19 protein-coding genes and 1 pseudogene are annotated in these 23,865 nt (G+C 64.0%); 10 read left to right on the forward strand and 10 right to left on the reverse strand.

Annotated features, from left to right (window positions below):
* Positions 1 to 98: 98 nt before the first annotated feature.
* Positions 99 to 6,458 carry a kinesin gene (locus tag EN850_RS19645; RefSeq protein WP_136092054.1) on the reverse strand — a complete coding sequence of 2,120 codons (6,360 nt, stop codon included), beginning with the start codon at positions 6,456 to 6,458 and terminating at the stop codon, positions 99 to 101.
* Between the two features lie 274 nt (positions 6,459 to 6,732).
* Here EN850_RS19645 and EN850_RS19650 point away from each other — a divergent pair, with 274 nt between their 5' ends.
* The 3 genes from EN850_RS19650 (at position 6,733) to EN850_RS19660 (ending at position 8,687) form a co-directional block, all read left to right on the forward strand.
* A complete protein-coding gene (locus EN850_RS19650; RefSeq protein ID WP_135880465.1) occupies positions 6,733 to 7,101 on the forward strand; it encodes an Hpt domain-containing protein in 369 nt (122 codons plus the stop codon).
* A 144-nt stretch (positions 7,102 to 7,245) separates the two neighbouring features.
* Positions 7,246 to 7,566 (forward strand): 2Fe-2S iron-sulfur cluster-binding protein, encoded by a 321-nt coding sequence (locus tag EN850_RS19655; RefSeq protein ID WP_135915835.1) that lies wholly within the window; start codon positions 7,246 to 7,248, stop codon positions 7,564 to 7,566.
* Between the two features lie 89 nt (positions 7,567 to 7,655).
* On the forward strand, positions 7,656 to 8,687 hold the full coding sequence (locus tag EN850_RS19660) for an NAD(P)/FAD-dependent oxidoreductase (RefSeq protein ID WP_135915836.1): 1,032 nt from the start codon (positions 7,656 to 7,658) through the stop codon (positions 8,685 to 8,687).
* Here the strand turns inward: EN850_RS19660 and EN850_RS19665 are convergent, their stop codons facing one another.
* The gene (locus EN850_RS19665) at positions 8,688 to 10,169 is read right to left on the reverse strand and encodes an MDR family MFS transporter (protein WP_127872557.1); all 1,482 of its coding nucleotides are present in this window, start codon (positions 10,167 to 10,169) and stop codon (positions 8,688 to 8,690) included.
* 227 nt (positions 10,170 to 10,396) lie between these two features.
* Complete coding sequence (locus EN850_RS19670; protein ID WP_167531424.1) at positions 10,397 to 11,017, reverse strand: DUF922 domain-containing protein; 621 nt, start codon at positions 11,015 to 11,017, stop codon at positions 10,397 to 10,399.
* Between the two features lie 115 nt (positions 11,018 to 11,132).
* Between EN850_RS19670 and folP the strand changes: the two genes are divergently transcribed.
* From folP to folK, 3 genes are read left to right on the forward strand one after another with little or no spacing between them, the layout of a single operon-like run.
* On the forward strand, positions 11,133 to 11,981 hold the full coding sequence (gene folP, locus EN850_RS19675; protein WP_135880462.1) for a dihydropteroate synthase: 849 nt from the start codon (positions 11,133 to 11,135) through the stop codon (positions 11,979 to 11,981).
* A 3-nt stretch (positions 11,982 to 11,984) separates the two neighbouring features.
* Positions 11,985 to 12,344, forward strand: a complete 360-nt coding sequence (gene folB, locus EN850_RS19680; RefSeq protein WP_023773903.1) for a dihydroneopterin aldolase — start codon at positions 11,985 to 11,987, stop codon at positions 12,342 to 12,344.
* Positions 12,328 to 12,840: a 2-amino-4-hydroxy-6-hydroxymethyldihydropteridine diphosphokinase gene (gene folK / locus EN850_RS19685; RefSeq protein WP_127281141.1), complete on the forward strand. Its 513-nt coding sequence runs from the start codon at positions 12,328 to 12,330 to the stop codon at positions 12,838 to 12,840. The genes folB and folK overlap by 17 nt, the downstream gene beginning before the upstream one ends.
* 10 nt (positions 12,841 to 12,850) lie before the next feature.
* On the opposite strand, the gene EN850_RS19690 is transcribed toward folK, so the two are convergent.
* Entirely contained in the window at positions 12,851 to 13,396 is a 546-nt protein-coding gene (locus EN850_RS19690; protein ID WP_127872554.1) for a DUF924 family protein, read from the reverse strand.
* Between the two features lie 15 nt (positions 13,397 to 13,411).
* Positions 13,412 to 15,247, reverse strand: coding sequence for a monovalent cation:proton antiporter-2 (CPA2) family protein (locus EN850_RS19695; protein ID WP_136092055.1), 1,836 nt, complete (start codon positions 15,245 to 15,247; stop codon positions 13,412 to 13,414).
* Positions 15,248 to 15,409: 162 nt separating this feature from the next.
* Between EN850_RS19695 and EN850_RS19700 the strand changes: the two genes are divergently transcribed.
* The 3 genes and pseudogenes from EN850_RS19700 (at position 15,410) to EN850_RS19710 (ending at position 18,113) form a co-directional block, all read left to right on the forward strand.
* Entirely contained in the window at positions 15,410 to 16,399 is a 990-nt protein-coding gene (locus EN850_RS19700) for an AraC family transcriptional regulator (protein WP_189521762.1), read from the forward strand.
* A gap of 60 nt (positions 16,400 to 16,459) precedes the next feature.
* Positions 16,460 to 17,667, forward strand: a pseudogene (locus EN850_RS19705) (MFS transporter).
* Positions 17,668 to 17,846: 179 nt separating this feature from the next.
* Positions 17,847 to 18,113 carry a hypothetical protein gene (locus EN850_RS19710; protein ID WP_027029131.1) on the forward strand — a complete coding sequence of 89 codons (267 nt, stop codon included), beginning with the start codon at positions 17,847 to 17,849 and terminating at the stop codon, positions 18,111 to 18,113.
* 123 nt (positions 18,114 to 18,236) lie between these two features.
* Here EN850_RS19710 and EN850_RS19715 read toward each other — a convergent pair whose 3' ends face one another.
* The 4 genes from EN850_RS19715 to EN850_RS19730 all read right to left on the reverse strand — a co-directional run bounded on the left by EN850_RS19715 (position 18,237) and on the right by EN850_RS19730 (position 22,052).
* On the reverse strand, positions 18,237 to 18,788 hold the full coding sequence (locus tag EN850_RS19715; RefSeq protein ID WP_127279123.1) for a hypothetical protein: 552 nt from the start codon (positions 18,786 to 18,788) through the stop codon (positions 18,237 to 18,239).
* 123 nt (positions 18,789 to 18,911) lie between these two features.
* Positions 18,912 to 19,997, reverse strand: a complete 1,086-nt coding sequence (locus tag EN850_RS19720) for a TIGR01620 family protein (RefSeq protein ID WP_136092056.1) — start codon at positions 19,995 to 19,997, stop codon at positions 18,912 to 18,914.
* Positions 19,994 to 21,472, reverse strand: a complete 1,479-nt coding sequence (locus EN850_RS19725; RefSeq protein ID WP_136092057.1) for a YcjX family protein — start codon at positions 21,470 to 21,472, stop codon at positions 19,994 to 19,996. Before EN850_RS19725 ends, EN850_RS19720 begins: the two co-directional genes overlap by 4 nt.
* A 76-nt stretch (positions 21,473 to 21,548) precedes the next feature.
* On the reverse strand, positions 21,549 to 22,052 hold the full coding sequence (locus EN850_RS19730) for a histidine phosphatase family protein (protein WP_127872549.1): 504 nt from the start codon (positions 22,050 to 22,052) through the stop codon (positions 21,549 to 21,551).
* 277 nt (positions 22,053 to 22,329) lie between these two features.
* Between EN850_RS19730 and dksA the strand changes: the two genes are divergently transcribed.
* Positions 22,330 to 22,746, forward strand: coding sequence for an RNA polymerase-binding protein DksA (gene dksA, locus EN850_RS19735; RefSeq protein ID WP_006202025.1), 417 nt, complete (start codon positions 22,330 to 22,332; stop codon positions 22,744 to 22,746).
* A gap of 128 nt (positions 22,747 to 22,874) precedes the next feature.
* Here dksA and EN850_RS19740 read toward each other — a convergent pair whose 3' ends face one another.
* Positions 22,875 to 23,612: a flagellar biosynthetic protein FliO gene (locus tag EN850_RS19740; protein ID WP_136092058.1), complete on the reverse strand. Its 738-nt coding sequence runs from the start codon at positions 23,610 to 23,612 to the stop codon at positions 22,875 to 22,877.
* Between the last annotated feature and the right edge of the window lie 253 nt (positions 23,613 to 23,865).

The following is a 23,865-nucleotide window of genomic DNA, read 5'->3' on the forward strand; positions in this document are numbered from 1 at the left end:
CAAACCCGGATGCGTCTTCCGGGTGGCGAGATCAGTCCCTTCAAGAAAAAAGGCGGGAGACAAATCCCCCGCCTTTTTCGTTTTGGCTTGGCGACCGCTTAATGCAGGCGGCCGCTGGCATGGGCCAGCATGGTGTAGACCTTGCCGGTGTCCGACGTGAGATAGGTCTGCGCCATGATGTTGTCGCGGTCGTTGCGCGAGACATCCTTGAGCAGCTTCTCGAAATCGTCGCAATAGCGGTCGACGGCGGCGCGGAATTCGGCCTCCGCCTGGTATTTGCGGCGGATTTCGTCGAACGTCTGCTGGCCTTTCAGCGTGTAGAGCCTGCGCGTGAAGACGTCACGCTCGCCACGCCGGTAGCGGTTCCACAGCTCGATCGACGCATCGTGATCGATGGCCCGCGCGATATCGACGGACAGCGAGTTCAGCGATTCCACGACATGCAGCGGGGAACGCTGGGCATGGGCCGGGCGCGGTGCTTCCGCGGGCGCTTGGGGGGCCGCCGGCCTGAGGTCGGCATCGTTCGACGCGGCGGTCAGCAGATCACGCACCCAGCCGCCTTGCGGCGCGCGGGCACCGGCGTCGGTGGCACGCTGGCGTGGTGCTGGCTCCGCCGGACGCTCCAGATCGAGCGTGCCGCGCAGTGCCGCGCCGCCCAGCGGTGCCTGCGGCGGGCGCAGATCCGCCTGCTGCGGTGCCGGAGCGCGACGGGGCGGCTCGGCGGCGCGTGCCGCCGGTGCCTGCGGCGCCGGACGCAAGGGACGCGGTTCCGAGGAGTCGCCGCCACGACCGGATTTCGCAACGATATCCGAAAGCTCCTTCAAGGCGTTGATCTGCTCGGAAACGGCGCGTCGGATGGCCGAGGTCGATTCCTTGGCCTCTTCCGGCATCTCGATGACGCCTTTCTTGAGCTCGGCGCGGGTGAGGTCGAGCTCGCTCTTGATCGAGCCCGCCGTGCGCCGCATTTCCTCGGTCGCATCGGCGAAGCGCTTGGTTGCCGACTCGACGACCTCGGTGATGGCGTTGCGGATCTTGTCGGCCGATTCCAGCGTCTTGCCTTCGGCGTTCTGCAGCGTCTGGCCGACGAGGTTTTCGAAAGAACGCATGACCCTTTCGAGATCTTCCGACTTCTTGACCAGGCCAACGGCGAGATCCTCGAGCGACGACTGTCTTTCCAGCGTGTGTTCGAGGTTGCTCTGGGCCGAGCTCAGGAGGTCCGAGGCGCCGGCGAGCAGGCGGCTGTGTTCGTCGAACTTGGTGGCGATCGAGGCGACCTCACGCAAGGTCGACGACGACAGTTCCGTCAGCCTTGTCGTGTTCGAATCGACCAGACGCGCCGAGCTGGCAAAGGTCTGCGCCGCCTTTTCGGTGGTTGCCGCGAAGCTTTGCGTGCTGCCGGTCAGACGTTGATCGACCTCGCCGAGGTTGACCGCGGCCTGCTCGATCAACTGACCGAGCTGCGAGCTGGACTTGGTCATCCGGCCGATGAGATCGGCGACGCTGTCGGACAGCGACGAACGGGCGCCTTCGACCGCCGACAAGGTTTCGGCGGTGCGGCTGGCCAGCGCGTTGACCAGGGTCGCATTCTCGCTGCGCAGCTTCTCGGTCGCGCGTTCCGTGACCTCTTCCATGCTCTTTTGCAGGTCCGAGCCGCCCTGGGTGAAGCGCTCGACCAAAGGACGCGCGGTTTCGTCGAGGATCTTCGACATCTCGGCGGACCGCGCCGCGAGCATGGTGTTGAGCTCGCGGGTGTTGGCGCCGATCGTCTTGGCGGCATCGTTGGTGCTCTGGCCGATATGCTGGCCGACCGCGGTGAAGGTCTCCGCGATCACATTGGCACGCGATACGAGTTGCGCCTCGGCGGTCGATACCTGCTCGTTGAGCTTCTGGCCCATCGTCTCGGCCGTGTAGGCGAGCCGGTTTTCGACGCCGGCGATCTGCTCCTCGACACGGGCGGCCGCGGCCGCCGCGCTCGACGCGAGACGCTCGTCGGCGCCGGCAAGCGCCTGCTCGATTTCGCGCGCATGCACGGCCAGTTCCTGGCCGGTCTGGCGGGCACGATCGGCGACCCTCTGCTCGGTGCTGGCGAAGGCGCCGACAATGGTCTGCGCATGCTCGCCGATCGTCGAGGTGCTGTCGGCGATGCGCGAAACCAGGCGCTGGTCGGCGTCGTCGAAGATACGGGCGATTTCGGACGCCCGGCTGGACAGCGCGTCCGACCCCTCGGCGATGCGCGAGACCAAATGCTGGTCGGCGGCGTCGAAGATGCGGCCAAGGTCCGACGCGCGGGCGGCGAGCGCCTCGGCGGATTCGCCGATGCGCATGCCGAGCCGCTGGTCGGCGCTTTCGAAGTTGCGCAGGATGTCGCCGGCGCGGGCGGCCAGCGATTGCGCCGTTTCCACGGCCCGGGCGACGAGCTTCTGGTCGGCCGCGTCGAATGTGCCGGCAATCTCGCTTGCGCGGGCGGCCAGCTGATCCGCAGTCTCCTGGGCACGGGCGGCGAGCTTTTGGTCCGTCATGTCGAAGGTGCCGGCGATCTCGCCAGCGCGAGCGGCGAGCTGATCGGCGGTTTCATGGGCGCGGGCCAGCAGCGAGCTGGACGTGTCGTCGGCGCGGGCGAGCAAGGCGTTCGACGTATCTTCCGCGCGGGCGTGGAGGCGACGATCGGCCTCCTCGAAGGTGCGGGCAATGTCTTCGGCCCGTGCCAGCAGGGCGGCGGACGTCTGTTCGGCGCGCTCGGCGATCTTGCGATCGGCGTCGCTGAAGGCCGCACCGGCCTGCTCGTGCAGCGTGCTGGTGACTTCCAGGACCTTTTCGCGCAAGGCGCCGGCGACGAAGACCGCGCTCTTCTCGAGGACGCTGCGGACGTTGTCGACACCAGTCGACAGGGCGCGCTCCATGGTGCCGGCGCGTTCCTCGATGATGCCGGTCTGGCGGCTGAACGCCTGCTCGATCTTGTCGACATCGGCGGCGATGGCGGCGGAAATGTCCGTGCTCCGGGCCGCGATCTGGTCGATATGGCCGGACAGCGAGCGATCGACGTCCTTGCGGGTCTCGGCGAGCTTGCCGAGATCATCTTCCAGCGCCCGGCTGAGCATATTGCGGCCTTCGGACAACTTGCCGACATGCCCGGCGATGATGTCGTCGATATCGCCGCGGCTTTCGGTCAGCCTCTGCAGGTCGGCTTCGAGAGCGCGCTTGAGAATGTCGCGGCCCTCGGCGAGCTTCTCGACCTGGCCGGCGACCAGGCCGTCGATGCTGGAGCGGCTTTCGGCCAGCTTGGCGAGATCGGCCTCCAGCGCACGCTTGAGGACATCGCGGCCTTCGGCGAGCTTCTCGACCTGGCCGGCGACCAGCCCGTCGATGCTGGAGCGGCTCTCGGCCAGCTTGGCAAGATCGTCTTCGAGCGCCTTCGACAAGGTCGAACGCTCCTGGACAAGCCGTTCCGCGTGATTGTTGACGTGGCCGCTAACGGTCAGCAGGTCGGCCTCGAGCGCTCTCGACAAGGTCGAGCGATCCTGGGCGAGCCGCTCGGTGTGGCTGTTGACGTGGCTGCCGACAGTCTCGAGGTCGGCCTCAAGCGCCTTCGACAATGTCGAACGCTCCTGGGCAAGCCGGTCCGAGTGGCTGTTGACAAGGCTGTTGACGGTTTCGAGATCGGCCTCAAGCGCGCGGGCGAACTGGGCGCGGTCGTCGACCAGTTTCTGGGACTGGTCGGCAACGGTGTTCCTGACCGTGTTGAGGTCGGCTTCCAATGCGCGGCGCAGGATGTCGCGACCTTCGGCGAGCTTCTCGACCTGGCCGGCGACCAGCCCGTCGATGCTGGAGCGGCTTTCGGCCAGTTTCGCGAGATCGTCTTCCAGCGCTTTCGACAAGGTCGAGCGATCCTGAACCAGCCTGTTCATGTGGTCGGCGATGACGCTGTTCACATTCTGCAGATCGGCTTCCAGAACGCGCGAGAGCTGCCCGCGATCCTCGGCAAGTTTGTCCGACTGGCTCGATATGACGTTCTTGATGGTGTTGAGGTCGGATTCCAGCGCACGCTTGAGAATGTCGCGGCCTTCGGCGAGCTTCTCGACCTGGCCGGCGACCAGCCCGTCGATGCTGGCGCGGCTTTCGGCCAGCTTGGCGAGGTCGGCTTCAAGCGTCTGCGACAGCAGCCCGCGGTCTTCCGCCAGGCGTCCCGAATGGCTGTCGATCAGGCCGCGTATGCCCGACAGGTCGCTTTCGAGCGAGCGGCCGAGCTGCGTGCGGTCTTCGGCCAGTTTCGCCGAATGCGCCTCGATGAGGTTCTTGATACCGGCAATGTCGTTTTCCAGCGCCTTGGCGAGCACCGCGCGGCCCTCGGCGATTTTCTCGACCTGGCCGGCGACAAGGCCGTCTATGTCGGCGCGGCTGTCGGACAATTTGCCAAGATCAGCTTCCAACGCGCGCGACAGGATGTTGCGGCCTTCAGCCAGTTTTCCGACATGTCCGGCGACCATTTCATCAATGATCGTACGAGCTTGCACCAATTTACCAGAGTCTTCGTTGAGGGCCAGAGAGAGCCGGTTGCGGCCTTCTTCCAGCCTTTCGAGGTGGCTGCCGAGCGACGCATCGATGGCGGCGCGCGATTCGTTGACCTTGCGCAGGTCTTCTTCGAGCGCACGCGCTATCAGGCCGCGGCCTTCGGCCAGCTTCTGCACCTGGTTGGTCACCGCGGCATCAATGCCGGCGCGGCCCTCGGCGAATTTCGCCAGGTCCGCCTGCATGGCTTCCGCCATGCGCTCGCGGCTCTCGGAAAGCTTGCGGCTGTGGTTTTCGACGGCTTCCTCGATACCGACGCGGGCGTCGGCAAGTCTCTGGATGTCGGCGTCGAAGGAGCGCGACACGACGTGGCGGGCTGCCTCCATGCGGCCGGCGAAATCGCTGGCGCGCGCTTCGAGCATCGACGAGGTCGAGGTGACGATGTCGGCCATGTCGGCGCCGATCTGGGTCTTGCCCTGATCGATCATGGCCGACAGCGTGTCCTTGCTCTCGGCGAAGGTGTGGGCGATTTCACGCGCACGCTCGACCAGCGTTTCGTTGATCTGACGGGCGCGGGCTTCCAGCGCCGCATTGAGCTTCTGCGTGCCGGTGTCCAGCGCTTCGGCGCGGGTCTGAAATTCGCTGATCAGCGCCTGGCCGCGTTCGGCCAAGGTGCGCTCGATGCCGTTGAGGCTGGCCTCGAACTCGGAATTGAGGGTGCGCGCGGCGCCGCCGAGCAGAGACACCATGCCGGTGGTGCGGTCGTCGAGCAGGTCGGTCAACGAGCGAGTCAAGCCGTCCGTGGTGTCCGTCAGCTTGGCGATGCGGGTATCGAGCAGGCTGGCGAAAGCCTCGCCGGAGGTCGAAAGCCGGTCGGTGATGTTGTCGAGCCGGCCTTCCACCGAGTCGAAGATCGACATCGAGCTTTCATTGATGCGGTCGATCAGCGTGTCGCCGGAATTGGTGATCGTCATCGACAGCTTGGTCGACGCATTGAGTATGCTGTCGCGGATGATGTCGCTTGCCGCGCCGATTTCATCGCGCAAGGTCTCGTGCGCGCCGGAGATCGAGGCGCGGACACGTTCGGCATGAGACACCACGGCTTCGCGTTCACTGCCCAATCCGTCGACCAGCGACCGAATCCGGGTTTCGTTTTCCGAATAGGAGCGTTCGATCTGGTTGACCTCGCTGTGGACCAGCGTTTCCAGCTCCACGGCACGGGCAAGCGTGCGTTCGATGCCCTCGCCCATGGCGGCCACCTCGCGGCGGACGGCCTGGCCGATCATCATGACGCGATCCTGGGCCATGTTTTCCGGCTCGGTCAGGCGGAAGGCCACTTCCGTCATCGATTGCGCGGCGATGCGCATGTCCTGGGCGCGGCGGATCATCGCCGCGAAGGCCCAGAACAGGATGACGGGCACGATTGCCGCGACCGCGAGGCCGATCAGTTCGGGGCGGGCAAAAAACTGGTCCAGCGTGCGTATCCGCCAGATTCCCGGTCCAAAAAGCAGGTTGGCCAGTCCGCCGGCGCCCGCTATCCAGGCGAGCGAGACAAAGGCGATGACCCAGTAGATGGTGTTGGAGGCGCGCCTGTTCAGGCTGTGCAGAAGGGTCTTGTAATCTTTCTGGCGATCGTCGTTGGCTGGCGCGAAACCAGCGGGCTGGCCACCATTGCGCGTCTCCACCGGGCGAAGTTCGGCCGGCTTGGCCTTTGGCGCGGGCATTGCGGCCTGAGCCTGATTGACGACGGGCGCCGACGGCTGCTGATTGCGTCCCTCGCGTGCCAGCTCGTCGGCGGCCTGCGATATCTGCGCTTCCAGATCTTCCATCGAAGCCGCGATATCGAGGTCGCCGCTGTCGGTATCGCTGCTCAGGTCGAGATCGAGCGCTTTTTCGAGTTCCCTGGCTACGTCGCTGTCGAGAGTTCTGGTCGTCGTTGGTTTCTTCGCCATGCCTTCGCTACCCTGTACTAGCTGCCGCGGGGGCTTATAATTCTGGTTATCTTACCCCCGCGCAGGAGGCTGAAAATGGACCCTCGTATCGTAATGACACAGGGGGGTAAAGAAAACATGCATTCCGCGGGATACGTAAAACTTTAAATATAGGGTTAACGGAACCGTGATTTGGGCGCCGTTTTCGCAACATTTTTCCCGGCCATTCATTAACCCGTTGTCCACTGGAATCGCCTAGTTTTTCAGGCGGCCGAAGAAAATGGAGTTCGAGTTCATGCGTGGCGAAAGCGGCATTGCCTTCTCAATGCCCGGGGGCGACGTATCGGGAACGAGGCAGTCCCGGCCGGTCGATTTGGCACACCTTGCCCGGCAAACGATGGGCGACCGCGCCCTTGAGCAGGAGGTGCTGGCGCTGTTTGTGCAGCAGGCATTGTCGGTGCGCGACAAAATAGTCGATGCCGACATCAAGGACCGGCTGCTGCTGGCTCATGGTTTGAAAGGATCGGCACGCGGCGTGGGCGCCTTCGCCATCGCCGATTGCGCCACCGATATCGAACGCCGTCCGGAGGACGTCCAGACCCTCAAGCGGCTCGGCCGGCTGATCGACGAAATGCGCGACTTCATCGCCGCCATCAATCGCTGATTCCGGTTTGCGACAAAAACGTCACCGAGCGCCGCTTTCGCGCGGCAGTTGACTTGTTTGCCGGAGTGATTATCTCGGGCGAAACTCTCTTTCGTCCCAGGCGAAAGGCTCTTCGTCCCGGGCGAAACTCCCTTCAGGTGACAAATGACCAAACTGACCTTCATCGCCCATGACGGCACACATTTCGACGTGGATGCCGAAAACGGCTCGACGGTCATGGAAAACGCCATTCGCAACGCCGTTCCGGGCATCGAAGCGGAGTGCGGTGGCGCCTGCGCCTGCGCGACCTGCCATGTCTATGTCGACGAGGCCTGGAGGGCCGAAGTCGGCGAGCCCGAGGCGATGGAAGAAGACATGCTGGACTTCGCCTATGAGGTCCAGCCGAACTCGCGCCTGTCTTGCCAGATCAAGGTGCGCGACGCACTCGACGGTCTGATCGTGCGGGTGCCCGAACGTCAGGGTTGAAAGCCTGCATCGGCGATTTTTGCCGCTGACGCTTGGCAGCGGGGCAATGGTCATGCAGTCTCGCCGGGACTTTCGCAGCGAGGCGCATCATGACCGGCATCATCAGCACAGACGTCCTCATTGTCGGGGCAGGGCCGGTCGGCCTGTTCGCCGTGTTCGAACTCGGCCTGCTGGACCTCAAGTGCCACCTGATCGACATTCTCGACAAACCGGGCGGCCAATGCGCGGAACTCTATCCGGAAAAGCCGATCTACGACATCCCCGGCTGGCCCTCGATCTCGGCGCAAGGGCTCGTCGACAAGTTGCTTGAGCAGGTTGAGCCGTTCAAGCCTGACTTCACCTACAACCGCATGGTCTCCAGTCTCGAAAAGTTGGACGACGGCGGCTTTCGCGTGACCACGGACGAGAACGAGGTGTTCGAAGCCAAGGTGGTGGTGATCGCCGCCGGCGGCGGCTCATTCCAGCCGAAGCGCCCGCCAATTCCCGGCATCGAGGCCTATGAAGGCACGAGCGTCTTCTATTCGGTTCGCCGGATGGAGGATTTTCGCGACCATGACCTGGTCATCGTCGGCGGCGGCGACTCGGCGCTGGACTGGACGCTCAACCTGCAGCCGGTGGCAAAGAGCGTGACACTCGTTCACCGGCGGCCCGAGTTTCGCGCGGCGCCCGACAGCGTCAACAAGATGTACGCCATGCAGGAGATGAAGCAGCTGGAATTTCGGGTTGGCCAGGTGACCGGGCTCACCGGAGCCGATGGCCAGCTGGCATCGGCCACCATCAAGGGAGGCCCGAATGGCGACATCGAGGTGCCTTGCACCCGCATGCTGCCGTTTTTCGGCCTGACCATGAAGCTCGGCCCGATCGCGGAATGGGGGCTCAATCTCCATGAGAACCTGATCCCGGTCGATACGGAGAAATTCCAGACATCGGTGCCCGGCATCTTCGCGGTGGGCGACATCAACTGGTACCCGGGCAAGCTGAAGCTGATCCTGTCGGGTTTCCACGAGGTGGCGCTGATGGCGCAGGCCGCCAAGCGCGTCGTCAGCCCCGGCGAACGAATCGTGTTCCAGTATACGACTTCGTCCACCAGCCTGCAGAAGAAGCTCGGCGTCTCCGGCTAGCTATTCCGCCAGGATGGGCGCCGGATCGTCGACGTGGCCTCGAAGTTCTTTCTCGGGCATCAGCGTCAGCGTGATGAGGCCCAGTCCCAGAGTGCCGGCCGCGACGAGAAAGATCATCACGAAGGGCTGGGCCGATGCGACATGTCCAGCCACCGCAACGCCTTCACCGGCCAGAGGCAACCCAAAGCCCAGAGCGACGGCCCCGAGCATCGCGACCCCCAATGCACTGCCCAGCGACCGCAGAAAGGTAAGCACCCCCGTCGCCACACCAAGATGCATGCGGTCGACGGCATTCTGCACGGAGACGGTGGTTACCGGAAATGTCGTCCCGGTCCCCAGCCCGATACAGATGGTCAGGACTTCGACGACCAGCAACGATGCTTGGCCGGCGACAAAGGCCAGCAGGCCCATGCACAGGATGGCGAAGAGGACGCCGACCATGGCGATGCGCTTGTAGTGGGTGAAGCGCGGTATCAGGCGGCCGCTGGAAGCGGCGCCGCCCACGGTTCCAAGCAGAAGGCCTAGCATTGCAATGCCCGACTCGCTGGCCGTCAGGCCAAGTATCGATTGCAGATAGACGGGCAGATAGACGGCAAGGCCGACGCTGGAGGCCTGGAGCAGGAACATCGACAGAGTGCCGGCCAGGACGATCGGGTTGCCCAGCACTTCCAGCGAAATGAGCGGTTCGGCCGCCCGCATCAGCCGCAGGGCAAAGGCTCCCCAGAAAAGCGCGGAGCCGGCCAGGACGCCGACGACTTCCGGCGACATCCACGGGTAAGCGCTGCCGCCCCAGTTCAGCGCCAGCAGCAACAGCGCCGTGGCCACGATGAGCAGCAATGCGCCAAGACCATCGATGCTGTGATTCTTGGCCGCGATCGGCAGCTTCTTGAGCGGCGTGTTGATGATCGCCATCGCAACAAAGCCCAGCGGGATATTGATCCAGAAGATGAGGGACCAGTGCAGATGTTCGGCAAAAGTGCCGCCCAGCAGCGGCCCGGCGACGCTGGCGACGGCCCATGTGCCGGAAAACCACGCCGCATAGCGCGCCCGCTCGCGCGGCGGGACAAGGTCGCCGACCACGGTCTGCGTCAGCGCGAAAAGGCCGCCGCCACCGGCCCCCTGGATCGCGCGCCCCAGGATAAGGACGAACATGTTGGGAGCCAGTGCGCTGACCAGCGATCCGGCAAGAAAGATGAGGATTGCCGCATAGACGGTCGGCCGACGCCCATAGACGTCGGAAATCTTGCCGTAGAGCGGTGCCACGGCGGTTGCGGTCAAGAGGTAGCCGGTGACAATCCAGGGCAGGTATTCGGCATGGCCGAGCGAGCGCCCGATGGTCGGCATGGCGGGCGCGACGATGGTCTGGTCGAGGGCCGCCAGCAGCATCGACAGAAGGACGCCGCCGATAATGGCGTTCTTTTCGCTTTCGGTCAGCGGCGCGCTCGCGGCCGCCACGGCCTGCTTGTCGACTGCCTGGTCCATATTTCTCGTCCATGCGCCTTGCGCTGCCGCATCACCATCGGGTCTTTGTGGTGCATTCGCGGCGCGATCGATCGTGATGGTCGTGCTTCCAGCTTGTGCCCGAGGCAACCCTGGATATGTCGTTCCCTATAGACCGATTTCGACCGCCGCTCGAAAAAAATTCGAAGCTGGCACTACGCTTCCGCCCGGTTGGCTTGCATCCAGGCGAACGGAGCCGGCGAGGAAATTCAGGTTGGCGGCGGCAATTGGCCACTCTCGATGCGTTGCATCCGGTAGCGCATCAGCCGCAGGATGCGGCTTTCGAAATTGACGCCTTCGACACGGTCGAACCGCAACTGGTCCTGGTCGTGTCTGGCAAGCTCGGCCGCCGTTATCTCGGCGGCCTTGGCCTTTGCCGCATTGCAATCCTTCTGCGGATGGGTTGCCTTCAGCGCGTCTTCCAGTGCGCGGCCGTGGTTCTTGGCGATCTCGACATGGCGGTCTTCATGGCGCTTGATGTCGGCGGACAATGTATCCCAGAACAGCCGTACATCGGCATCGGCTTTGCGTGGGCGGCGCCATTCGGGAAGGATCACCTTGACCTTGACGGTCACGACCGCGTCGGCGATCCGGCAGGAGCCGGACTGGCTGGCGTAGCTGATGCGTGTCGTGAAGGCCATCTGGGTGGCGCCCGGGTGGCGCGACCCCGTGCTTTTGACCTGCGGCCCGTGTTTGGCGAGTTGCTGCTCGATATCCTCCAGCGTTCTGCCGCCAATGGCGAAATAGCTGTATGTCTTCACCAGATTGGCCGCATCCGCCGGAACGGCGACGGTAAGCAGCAGTGCGCAGAGCAGGGATCGTGTCATCATGTTGCCTCTTCGGTCACCTTGCTTTACGGCCTTTGCCGGCGCAACGGAACTGATCCGATGCGGATCACACATCGTTGATGACCCCCTTGGTTGATGAGCCTATGGTTGATGCGCAATGACGGCGAGGCGATGGCAGCTGGCGCACGGGCGTCATCTCGAGCTTGGCGGCAAGGCCGTGGTGGTCGGCATCCTCAATGTCACGCCCGACAGCTTTTCCGACGGCGGCCTGTTTGAGGCTCCCGAAACCGCGCTGGTCCATGCGCGCCGCATGATCGGCGAAGGCGCCGCGGTCATTGATATCGGCGGCGAATCGACCCGGCCGGGCGCGGCGGCGATCTCGGCCAGCGAGGAGCAGGCCCGTATCCTGCCGATAATCGAGGCCTTGGCGCGTGCCGGCGACGTGCTGATCTCGGTCGACACCTATCGTGCGGAGACAGCGCGGCTCGCGGTGGCAGCCGGCGCGCACATCGTCAATGATGTCTGGGGTCTGCAGCGCGAGCCAGACATTGCTCGGGTGGCGGCCGAAACCGGCGCCGGGCTCGTCATCATGCATACCGGCCGCGACCGCGAAAAGCTGCCCGACGTGATCGCCGACCAGTTGGCGTTCCTGGGAAAATCGCTGGAGATCGGGCGCGGGCAGGGTGTCGCCGACGACCATGTCGTGCTCGACCCCGGCTTTGGTTTCGCCAAGGAGACGGCGGCGGAAAACCTCGATCTGATGGCGCGGTTTTCCGAGCTTGGCGCGCTCGGCTTCCCGCTGATGGCCGGTACGTCGCGAAAACGCTTTATCGGCACTGTCACCGGCCGCGACGCAGCCGACCGGGCGGCCGGTACGGCGGCGACCAGCGTCATACTCAGGCTCAAGGGCGCGCATCTGTTTCGCGTCCATGATGTCGCAATCAACGTGGACGCGCTGGCCGTGGCGGATGCTATGCTGGCGCGGGACACCGGATCGGAACGCTGAGCCATGTATGTCATCCGCATGAAGAATTGCGCCTTCTTTGCCCGGCACGGCGTGCTGGACGAGGAAGAAGCGCTCGGGCAGCGCTTCTATGTCGATGCCTCGCTCACCGTCGAGCCCGGACGTGCGCTCGTCGATGACGCCATCGGGGAAACCGTCAATTACGGCGTTGCCTTCACCGTCATCGAGGAGATCATCACGGGACACAGGCGCTTCCTGATCGAGGCCCTGGCCCTGGAAGTCGCAAAGGCCCTCACCGGGCGCTTTCCCCAGATTCGCAAAGCCGAGGTCACCGTTCGCAAGCCGAATGCGCCGGTGCCTGGCGTGCTCGATTACGTCGAGGTGACCGTTGTCTGGCCCGAGTAACACCGTCTATCTGAGCCTCGGCGGCAATCTCGGTGATCCGGCCAAGTCGATGGGGGCTGCGTTGCGCCTGCTCGACGCCGATGCCGACACTGACATGGCCGCCGTTTCCTCGCTCTACCGGACGCCGCCCTGGGGCAAGCTCGACCAGCCGGATTTCCTCAACGCGGCCGCAGCACTGTCGACGCGGCTGTCGCCGCGGGCATTGCTCGACCTCTGCCTCGATGCCGAGCGAAAGCTCAAGCGCGTGCGCGAGGAGAGGTGGGGGCCGCGCCTGATCGACATCGACATCCTGGTGTTCGGCGACCGCATCATCCATGAAACGGGCCTGGAAGTGCCACACCCGCGCATGCTGGAGCGCGCCTTCGTGCTGGCACCGCTGGCCGAGATCGCGCCGGACCTCACCATTGGCGGCAAACGCGTTGTCGATCGCCTGGGCTCGGTCGATGCCGCGGGCATCGAGCGCCTGCCGTCAGGCCAGGATTGGTGGCTGCGCTAGACCGCTGGTATCAGCCGGAGAAACCACCGTCATCCAGGAATGCTTTTTCCTCAGCGGTCGTTTCGCGCCCAAGCATCTTGTTGCGGTGCGGGAAACGGCCGAAGCGCTGGATGATGTCACGATGTTCCAGGGCGTATTTCAGATTGAACTCGGCCCTGGCTGTGTGAAGTTCAACCGACCGGTCCTGGTCGGCAAGATTTTCCGAATGCTCGAACGGCAAATAGAGGAACACGCGGACCTCCGGTTCCAGCGCCAAATCGTGGCCGGCAGCGACCGCCTTTTGCGCGAAATGCTTTGCCAGGGGGTCGGTCGCAAACATATGGCCGGTGCCGCGAAAGCAATTGCGCGGAAACTGGTCCAGCAGGATCATCAGCGCCAGCGAGCCTTCGGCATGTCCTGACCAGTCGTCGCATTCGCGCCGCGCGGCGGCGTAATGGAGGTCGAGGAAGCGGGCGCGGAAATCGGCATCGAATGCGTCGTTCTTCTCGAACCAGGCATCCTCGCCGGCGTCGCGCCAGAACTTGGTGACCGAGAGGGCTCTGCTGTTCAGTTCCATCGTTGATTTCCCCGTTCAATCCGCCGGTTCGGATTTATGCAGGACGCCGGCCGTTTCCTCGTTGAGCGCCTGGCCAGGACGGCGGGGCGTGGAAAGCGGGGTCGGGATCGGCGTGCCGATATTGCCTTTCAGGAAACGCTGTCCCGAGCGGATGCCTTCGGCGAGCTGGGTCTCGAAGCGAGCCGTGTCGCGACGCCTGACGTCCTCGATCGTTTCGGCGACGTCTTCGGGATCGACGCCCAGCGCCTCGAGGGTCGAGCCACCAAAGACGAGCGCCGATTCGAAGGTTTCGCGCAGCTGATAATCGACGCCGGCGCGGATGAGCTGCAGCGCCGTGCCGCGGTCGAACGCACGTGCCAACACCGTAAGCAAGGGAAACTCCGCCTTGACGAGTTCGGCGATGCGGATGGCGGCGTCGGGCTTGTCGACACAGATCAGCACGGCCCGCGCCCGGCCGGCCCCGGCCGCGTGCAGGATGTCCAACCGCGTGCCATCGCCATAGTAGACCTTGAAGCCGAAATCGGCGGCCGCCTGGATCATCTCGACATCGTTGTCGATGATCGAGACGTCGATACCGCGCAAGAGCAGTGGTTGGCTGGCGATCTGGCCGAAGCGGCCGAAGCCGATGATCAGCACGCTGCCGGTCAGGCCGTCGGCGACTTCGACGCCGTCCAGCGACTGCTCGTCGCGCGGCGTCAAATGGCGCAAGGCGATGATCGCCAGCGGCGTCAGCACCATGGAGATGATGACGATCGCCGTCAGCGTCGCGTTTGCCTGGCCGTCGATGATGCCGACGGCGGCGGCCGCGGAATAGAGTACGAAGGCGAATTCACCGCCTTGCGCCATGAAGACCGCGCGCTCCAGTGCCTCGCGGTGGCCTGATTTCAGGATGCGGGCGACGATGTAGATGCCGAAAGCCTTCATCACCATGTAGGCGACGACATAGATGGCGATCAGCTTCCAGTTCGCGGCCACCACATGCAGGTCGAGCGACATGCCGACCGCAAGGAAGAACAGGCCGAGCAGGATGCCGCGGAACGGTTCGATGTCGGCTTCGAGCTGATGGCGGAAGGTCGATTCCGAAAGCAGCACCCCGGCCAGGAAGGCGCCCATCGCCATCGACAGGCCGCTGAGCTGCATGGCGAGCGCCGACCCGAGCACGACCAGCAGAGCCGCGGCCGTCATCACCTCGCGCGCACGGGCATCCGCCAGGATGCGGAAGAAGGGATTGAGCAGGTAGCGTCCCGCCACCACCAGTCCGACGATCGCGGCGAGGCCGATACCGACCTCGGTCAGCCGCTCCGACAGGCTGGTATCGGCACCGCCGGGCGCCAGGAAAGCGATCAGGGCGAGCAGCGGCACGATGGCCAGATCCTCCAGCAGCAGGATGGAGACGATGCGCTGGCCCTTGGGAGAGGCGATTTCGCCGCGCTCCTCCAGAAGCTGCATGACGATGGCCGTCGAGGTCAGCACGAAACCGGCCCCGGCGACGAAGGATTGCGCGATCGGAAACCCTCCGGCCATGCCGACACCAGTCAGCAGCACCGCGCAGACCCCGACTTGAAGTGCGCCAAGCCCGAAGATCTCGCGGCGCAGGCCCCAGAGCCGCGATGGCTGCATTTCCAGGCCGATGATGAACAGGAACATGACGACGCCGAGTTCGGCGACATGCAGGATGGCTCCCGATTCGGAAAAGACACCGATGCCGAACGGGCCGATCACCACGCCTGCGGCGAGATATCCGAGGATCGAGCCGAGACCCATGCGCTTGAAGATGGGGACGGCGACGACCCCTGCGGCAAGCAGCGCCACCACCTGAATGAGATCGCTGCCTGATGCTTCCGCTGCCATGCCTCTTGTCCCTGTGTCCGACATCACTCCTTGCATGCAGTTGGAGCGGGAGGCAAGGGCGGGGAGCCTGCCAGGGCCGGCAGGGGTGCCGTCGAAGCGATTCCCCTGGTGGAACAACGGTCTCCGCTTGCCTGTCGGACGATTGGTGTCTATATCTGCCCGATGCCTGACCATTCGTCCCGGCCGTCTTCGGCGCCACATATTCCGATGGATGCGCTCAGCGAAGTCCTGCAAGACTTTCGCTTGAGTGGCGTCAACTATGGCCGATGCGAGCTCCGACATCCGTGGAGCATCGCCTTTCCGGAGCAACCGCTCCTTCGTTTTCACTTTGTAAGTCAGGGTCCATGCTGGATCCATACCGAAGCGCAGGGATGGCATGAGTTGCGCAATGGCGATTTGGTGCTGCTGCCGCAAGGCATCGCCCATCGGCTGGCTAGCGCGCCGGACGTTGCAGGCGGCTCGCTCGATGATTGCCAGGTGACCAAGTTGGGGGGCAACGTCTGCGAAGTCGTGCGGGAAGGCACGGGCGCGACAAGCACCTTGTTCTGCGGCTCCATGACCTTGGGCGCCTGTGCGCTTAACCCATTGATCGCGTTGATGCCACCTATCATCAAGGGTTGCGACGTTGCAGGCAATGACCCGGTCGTTGGTCCTTTGCTGGCGGCAATGACCGCGGAGGCCGCGCAACCGCAGATGGGCAGCGCCACCATCTTGTCGCGTATGGCGGACTTGCTGACAGCCCGGCTCATTCGTTGCTGGGTCAATTGCACGGGAACTTCGACCACCGGTTGGCTCGCGGCCATCCGCGACCCTCATATCGGCCGCGCTCTGGCAGCCATGCACCGAGACCCCGGCCATAACTGGACGCTCGAAAGCCTCGCCGGCCTGGCAGGCCAATCGCGCTCGATTTTCGCGGAGCGCTTCAGCGCCGTATTGGGAGAAGGCGCGGCACGCTATCTCGCCCGTCTGCGCATGCAGCTTGCCCGCGAGTTGTTGGGACAAAACGGCTTGTCGGTGGCCGAGGTTGCTACCCGCTTGGGCTATGATTCCGAGGCATCCTTCGCTCGCGCCTTCAAGCGCATCACCAATGTCTCGCCGGGCGTTGTGCGTCGCACAATTCCTGGACGAATAGACATGAATTTCGGATTTTGAGATACATATCATCCGAAAAGACTCGTTTATGAAAGATCTCCAAACTTTGGAGATCCTTCCGTGACTGACACAACATTACAGCTTGAAGACGCGGCGATAGACCTTGATGCCGCCGCGCCGGGGACGTGGAGCGCAACCACATGGTTCGCGGTCCTTTCGTTGGCGGCAACCAGCTTTGCGCTGGTGTCCGCCGAATTCCTGCCGGCATTCTGTTGACGCCGATGGCGCACGATCTCGGCATCAGCGAGGGGACGGCCGGGCAGGTGGTCACCGCCACCGCTTCCGTCGGCGCCGTGACGGCCATGTTGAGCAATGTCCTCATCGGCCGATTGAACCGCAAGACGGTGCTTGTCGGCCTCATGGCACTGGCGGTCGGTTCCAACATTCTTGCGGCGCTGGCGCCCAATTTCTGGCTGTTATTGTTGGGCCGGGCCGGACTGGGGATCGCTCTCAGCGCTTTCTGGGCACTTTCGGTCGCCGTCGTGGCGAGGCTGGTTGGCGCCAATGCGACGGGGCGGGGCATGGCGATCGTCACCCTCGGCGTCTCGCTCGCAACAATTGCCGCACCGTCGATGGGCGCGTTGATCAGCGATTGGCTGGGTTGGCGGAGCGCCATGGCCATGACGGCGGGGTTGGCCTTGCTTGCCATGCTGCTGCAGTTGCTCAGCCTGCCGACCTTGCCTGCAACGGCAAGCAATAGTCTTGCAGACGTCTTTCGGCTGACACGGCGGCGTGGCATTCAACTCGGTATGCTCGCCATCCTTTTGCTGATGACGGGGCATTTTGCCGGCTCGGTCTATGTGCGTCCCTTTCTCGAACACGTGACGCTCCTTGCAACCGGGCCAATTGCCCTGGCATTGCTCGGATTTGGCATCGCGGCTGTGATCGGCAATATTGCCGGTGGCCGCATGGCCGACGCCAATATCCACGTGGCTCTCGTGGTTACGGCCGCATTGATGGCGTTCGCGGCGCTGGCATTGGTGCTTTGGGGCGTGCACATCGGCGTAGCCTTTGGGTTCGCCACCCTGTGGGGTTTCGCCTTCGGCATGGCGCCTGTGGTGCTGCCGACAAATCTGTCTCGCGCGGCGCCTGACGCGCTGGAAGCAGCCGGCAGCCTGATGGTCGCCTCCTTTCAGGTCGCCATCACCACCGGTGCGGTTGTCGGCGGTTATGTTGTGGACACCTATGGCCCTACAGCGCCTTTGACCGTGACGGCCATCCTTGCCGCATCGACGGCCGTCTTGGCGCTGCTACAACCGCGTAGCTGAACTTTGCCGCCGCCGACACAGCAGCCTGAATCCGGCCGTTGGCGATATTGCAGGCGCGTTACACAAGTTAACGTCGGTAACGCGTTGCATCTTGCCACAATCGAAGGCTAAGCACGCTCGGCTTCGGCCATTGGGGGTGAGCGGCGATCAAGTCGCGCCCTTTTGAGGAGATGACTGACATGAAGAAGTTTTTGCTCGTTGCCGTCGGGCTGGCGGTGCTTGCCGGTTCGGCCTGTTCAAAGGCGCCGGAATGCACGACCGAGATCGCAACCAAGAAAGCGCAGGACATGGCCGCCGCGCTGCAGGAGGCGATCACCAAGGACCCGTCCAAGGCGGCTGACCTGACCGCCAAGGTCCAGGCGGTGACGACCAAGTATCAGGGTTCCACGACCTTGGCCGACGCCTGCAAGGCCTATGACGAGGTGACCGCCGCGATCAAGGGCTGACGCCCGGTTCGTTTGTTTCAAAGGAGGCGGTGGCGATGGGCTGCCGCCTCTTTTGTTTGGGGGTATCCCAGCAATGCCAAGAACCATCCGGAATTGCGTAAAGAAATGGAGGCGGGGTGCGCCTCAGTTCGGCGTGATGGAGCCGACTTCGACGGCATCGACTCGCTTAAGGCTCATGCCGATCACCGGCACCAGTTGGTCCTGAACGCGCACGGCGACCGTCACCGTCATCGAATTGTCGTCGGGAATGCGTGCCTGCATGACGCCGCGCAGCTGGTTGCGGTTGATGGTGAAGACCACCTTGCGGGCGTCGACGACATTGCCGCCGATGATATCGAGCCCGGCACCGGCCGAGCCGCCCATGAAGGAACCCTTGTAGTCGCGGCCGTTGCGCTCGATCTTGGCCGACATCGGCTGGGTGAACATGCCGACCCGGCAGCCGCCGTCAAGCGTCATGCCCGTCTTGCCGTCGGGGGTGGAGCCGGTGAAGCTGCAGTTGAATTTCGTGCCCTTGTACTTGCCGGCGACGATTTCGCCGGGGCCGACCCACTTGCCTTCGGCCGACTGGAAAAACTGCTTGTCCGGCTCTCCGGCGCAAGCCCCGGAGGCAATACCGGCGACTGCTGTGATCGCCGCCGCCAGGGGCAAGATGCTGGACAGAATTACGCTTTTCATCGACGACACCCGGTAACAACGAGGCTGTTTGAAACCGGTTTGACCATGAAGAAGATTGGTTAATGCTTCGTCACCTCAGGGCCTCGAAAGCGCAATCCCATCGTGCCGCGAAAGAGGCGCTCGTCATTTGTCGGGTGCGTTTGTTTCGGTGTCTTTCCTTGTCGCGAACGACGTCAGCGCGGCGAGGAAATCGCCCAGTCCCGGGCGCTTGGCGGCGCTGAAGGGCAGGGGGCGCGCCGTCTCCATGGCGGCGATGCCGATGCGCGCCGTCATCATGCCGTTGACGACGCCTTCGCCGAGCTTGGCCGAGAGGCGCGCCGCCAGGCCGTGGCCGACGATCTGTTGGACAAAGCTGTCGCCGACGGCAATCGAGCCGGTGACCGCCAGATGCGCCAGCACGCTGCGCGCCAGGCGGAAGAAACCCAGCGTTCCGGGCCGTCCGCCATAGAGTTCCGACAGCCGGCGGATGAGGCGCCCGGCCTCAAAGACGACATAGGCGACGTCGACGAGCGCGCGCGGGCTGACCGCCGTCACCAGCGAGACGCGCTTTGCAGCCTCGAGGACCATCACCTTGGCCCTGGCATCGAGGGGGCCGAGGATTTCCGCTTCCGCCAGGCGCACCAGATTGGCGCCGTCGATGATCTCGCCGCGCAATTCGGCCAGCGCGCGCCGGCCGGCCGCGGTCTCGGGTTTGGCCGCGACAAAGGCCGACAGTTCATCGACCACAGATCGCGCCGCTTTCGGATCGTCGCGCGCGATGGCGTCGAGGGCCCGCCTCTGCAGCTTTTCGACCTCGGCGAGGCGGGCGATCGCCAGGAATTCGCGAATCAGGATCACCAGAAGCGCCAGCAACGCTGTCGCCGCCATGCCGGCGGCGAGCCAGCCCAGCCATTCGGCGCGGGCAAAGAGATCGCGTATCAACTGGTCGGTCCACAGGCCGACAGCCAGCGAAACCAGCACGCCGAAGGCGCCGAAGAAGATGCTGCCGAGAACCGAGCGTTTTCGGGGGGCGACCGACGGCGACGGCTCGGCGGCAATAATGTCCGGTTCGTCGAAGACGTCGACCTCCGCCGGGATGACCAGCGCCACATCGGCCTTCATCGGGCGCGGTTTGCGCGGCGGTTCGGCCTGGCGTGGTCGAGGCGCGTCTTGTTTCGGCGTGGCTTCCGGCTCGATACGGAATGCCGCCGGTTTGCGGGGCGCTGTCATGCCAGATGGTCTCCGATCAGGAACTGCAGGGCACGGTCGAGCCGGATATGCGGCAGCGACAGCGTGACGCCTTCGGCCGTGCGTTCGAGTTTGGGCGGACGGAACCGGACGAAGCGGATTGCCGGGTCTGTGGAGTCCTGCCTGTGGTCCGGTCCCGAAAGATCGAAAACAGCATCAATTTTTTCCGGTAAATCACCAGGAAATATAGCTGTTTCCGTCTTTCCGTCGAAGGTTTCGCCATTGATCTTCTCGCCGGCGATCGGCGTGCCGATGATAACGGGCAATGTTTCCCGGCCCTGCTTGACGGTGCCTTCGCGGGTCGCGCGCACGGCCGCCATCGCGACCACGTCGACATCGGCGCCGGTGAAATTCGCCCGCGCCACGGCGCGGTCGGCCAGGCGCCGCACGATCGCCTGCAACCGGTCATGGCTTTCGTGGTGCAGATGATCGGCTTTGGTCGCGGCAACCAGGATGCGGTCGATACGCCGGGAGAAGAGGTCGGTGAGGAAGCTGCCCCGGCCAGGGCGGAAGCAGCTGAGGATCTCGGTGACGGCGCGCTCCAGGTCGGCCATGGCGCCAGGCCCGGCGTTCAGCGCCTGCATGGCGTCGATGAGTACGATCTGGCGGTCCAGACGCGTGATATGTTCGCGGAAGAACGGTTTGACGACATGTGTCTTGTAGGCCTCGTAGCGCCGTTCCATCATGGCGTGCAGCGAACCGTTGCGCGCGCGCCTGTCGCCGAGGCCGGCCAGCGGTGCGAAAGTCAGCGCGGGCGAGCCTTCGAGGTCGCCCGGCATCAGGAAACGTCCGGGCGGCAAGGTCGAAAGCGCTCGCTCGTCGAGCTTGCATGCCTTGAGGTAGGCGGCGAAGCTCTCGGCCAGCCGGCGTGCCGTCATTTCGTCGGCGTCGGCATTCGGGTCGATTTCCGCCGAGATCGCCCGCCAGGCCCGCGACAGGTCCTCGCGTACCGGCAGCGTGGCCATTTCAAGGGCTTCGCGCGAAAAATCGGCGAAGGATTTGCCGAGCAGCGGCAGGTCGAGCAGCCATTCGCCGGGGTAATCGACGATGTCGACCAACAGCTTGCCCGACGAGAACATACGGTTCCAGCCGGAGGCCGATTCATATTCGATCGTCAGCCGCAGTTCAGAGATGGCGCGGGTCGAGTCCGGCCAGACGCGATCGTTGACCAGAGCGGCGATGTGGTCCTCGTACTGAAAACGCGGCACGGCGTCGTCGGGCTGCTGTTCGAGGAAGGCGCGCGCGATACGCCCCGATTTCTGCGCCTCGAACAGCGGCAGGCGTCCGCCGTGGATCAGATTGTGGACGAAGGCCGAGATGAAGACGGTCTTGCCCGCGCGGGATAGACCCGTGACACCCAAGCGCAGCGATGGAGAAAAAAGTCCGGTGGCACGTCCCGACAATGTGTCGAGGGCAATTCTTGCCTCGTCGGTGAAGGTGGTCAGCGATGATGCCAAAATATGCTCTCTCGGACTTGCGTCCGCCCGATATAGGCGGTGGAACCCGGCTTTGAAATGGCGCTGGACATCGGCATCAGAGATCGGCCGGTGTCAGGAAGGCTTCGAGATAGCCCGCTCCCTGGGCCGCTTTCGCCAGATTGCCGGGGAAACGGACGACGGCGAGGCCCGAGGTCGGAAAGCCATGATTGAGCATTGCCCGCTCTGTCTCGCCACCATCGCCCGACACCGCCATGGCGAGATCCTCCGTCATCGGGTTGTGGCCTATGACCAGCAAGGAGCCTGATCCGCCATGATCCCGGACGAGCCGGAGATAGCCGGCCGCGTCTTCGCTGTAGAGCGTGTCGAAAAACAGCACCTTGCCTGTGTCCGTCTGACCGGCCAGTCCCTCGAGCGTTTCCTTGGCGCGTTTGGCGTTGGAGCACAGCGTCAGGTCCGGCACATAGGAACGGGATCGCATCGCGGCCCCCATCTTTTCGGCATCGGCGCGGCCGGATGCATCGAGCGGACGATCGAAATCACGCATGCCCGGCAAGGCCCAGCCGGCCTTGGCGTGTCGCAACAGATAAAGCCTGCTCACTCAACCTCCAATGACGCCCGAAAGCCGAAGTCCTGCCGCGATTAGCCACGAGAAAAGCATCGCGCACAATGGTGCACGTTCTTCGGCGCGGCGAATCACTTGCGGGGGCAAGCGGCGAAGATCGTCCTACTTTCGCCATCGAAACAGATCTATCCCGCTCCGGGGAAGGCTGCGGGCGCACTTTAACAATTGCGTGAGCCGGTGGCTGATTGCGCTTGTGCAGGCGTCTGGCGGCGAATATATAGGCGCCAAATTTGGGGCTGTTTGGGTGAGTCGAATGAACGACATCGTTACCGCCGATTACGTACCCTCCGAAGACGAGCCGTTCATGAACGAACGGCAGAAATCCTACTTCCGCCTAAAGCTCGTCACCTGGAAAAATGACATTTTGCGCGAAGCGCGCGAAACCCTCGAAATCCTGCAGCAGGAAAACGCCAACCATCCCGACCTCGCCGACCGCGCCTCTTCGGAAACCGACCGCGCCATCGAGCTCAGGGCCCGCGACCGTCAGCGGAAGCTCATCTCGAAGATCGATTCGGCACTACAGCGCATCGACGAAGGCACTTATGGCTATTGCGAGGAGACCGGTGAGCCGATCGCGTTGAAGCGGCTCGACGCCCGCCCGATCGCTACCTTGTCGATCGAAGCGCAGGAGCGGCATGAGCGCCGTGAAAAAGTTTACCGCGACGACTGACAGATAGCGCTGCATCGATTTCCAAATGGCCGGTTTTCCGGCCATTTTTGTTCGATGTCGCCGCGCATGCCAAAGCGCGCTTGACCGTCGACCGGTTCAATTCACCGGCAGGCCACCCTGGGCGCAAATCATCTCTTCTGGCTTGAGAGTTCGCCCAAAAGCCTCGTCATTTCATCATCGAGCGACGGCGGCGCCTTGGCTGCCGGTTTGGCCGCCGGACCGCCGGACCGTGGTTGGTCCAGCGAAACCTCGAGTTCCTTCATCAGCGTGTCGTCGATGCTGTCCTGCGGCGGCGGTGGCGCGTGCCTGACGGCATTGGCATTGGCGGAGCCGTAGGCGGGCAGCGGCGTGACATTGGTCGACTGATAGATTTGCGCCGCCGGTTTCGCTGCGGGAGCCGGTGGCGGTGCCGCCGGGCGCTGGCGGGCGGGCCCTGCCACCGGCTGCGGAGCGGGTGCTTGTCTGGGAGGCGCGGGAGCGGGCTGCGGCGGCCGCGGCTTCGCGACCGGGGTCCCGGCCGCCGGGACAGGCTGCGGGCCGCCATCCCCGGTCAAGGCCGGACGGCGCGGCGCGGCGAGGCGGATGTCGCGTTCGACAACGACGTCGGTCGGGCCGCCGATCAGGAGCAGATGTTCGATGTCGTCGCGTCGCACCAGCACCAGTCGGCGATGGCTGTCGACGGCGGTGGCGTCCATGACGGCGAGCCGCGTCTTGCGGTTGCGGCCGCCGGCGACAAACGTCCCGAAGGTCAGGTTGCGCACGAGCCTGACGATGATGAGAACGATGACCAGCAGGATCAGCGCCGCGAAGGTCCACAGGAGTGCCGCCGCATAACCGGGACCCGCCACGCTATCCAGCCACTGCATTGGTTTCCCCTGATCGGTTTTGGAAAGTGACGCGACACTAGACCGTTGCGACTGGCCACCGCAAGTTGCCTTTCACGCATCGTGAACAGCTTGAAACACAGGGAAGGCCGGTCGACATCATTTTTATCTGACATTTGCCGCCCGGGCCTTTTCCGGACTAGGAGAATATGATTCAACCGGCTAAAGCGCGTCGCGCTGAACGGATTCATGCGACGCGTTTCAGGTCCTTGTTTTTCATGCGTGACGTTTTCCC

Origin of the sequence: Mesorhizobium sp. M8A.F.Ca.ET.207.01.1.1 (assembly GCF_004794715.1) — a bacterium.
Lineage (GTDB): Bacteria > Pseudomonadota > Alphaproteobacteria > Rhizobiales > Rhizobiaceae > Mesorhizobium.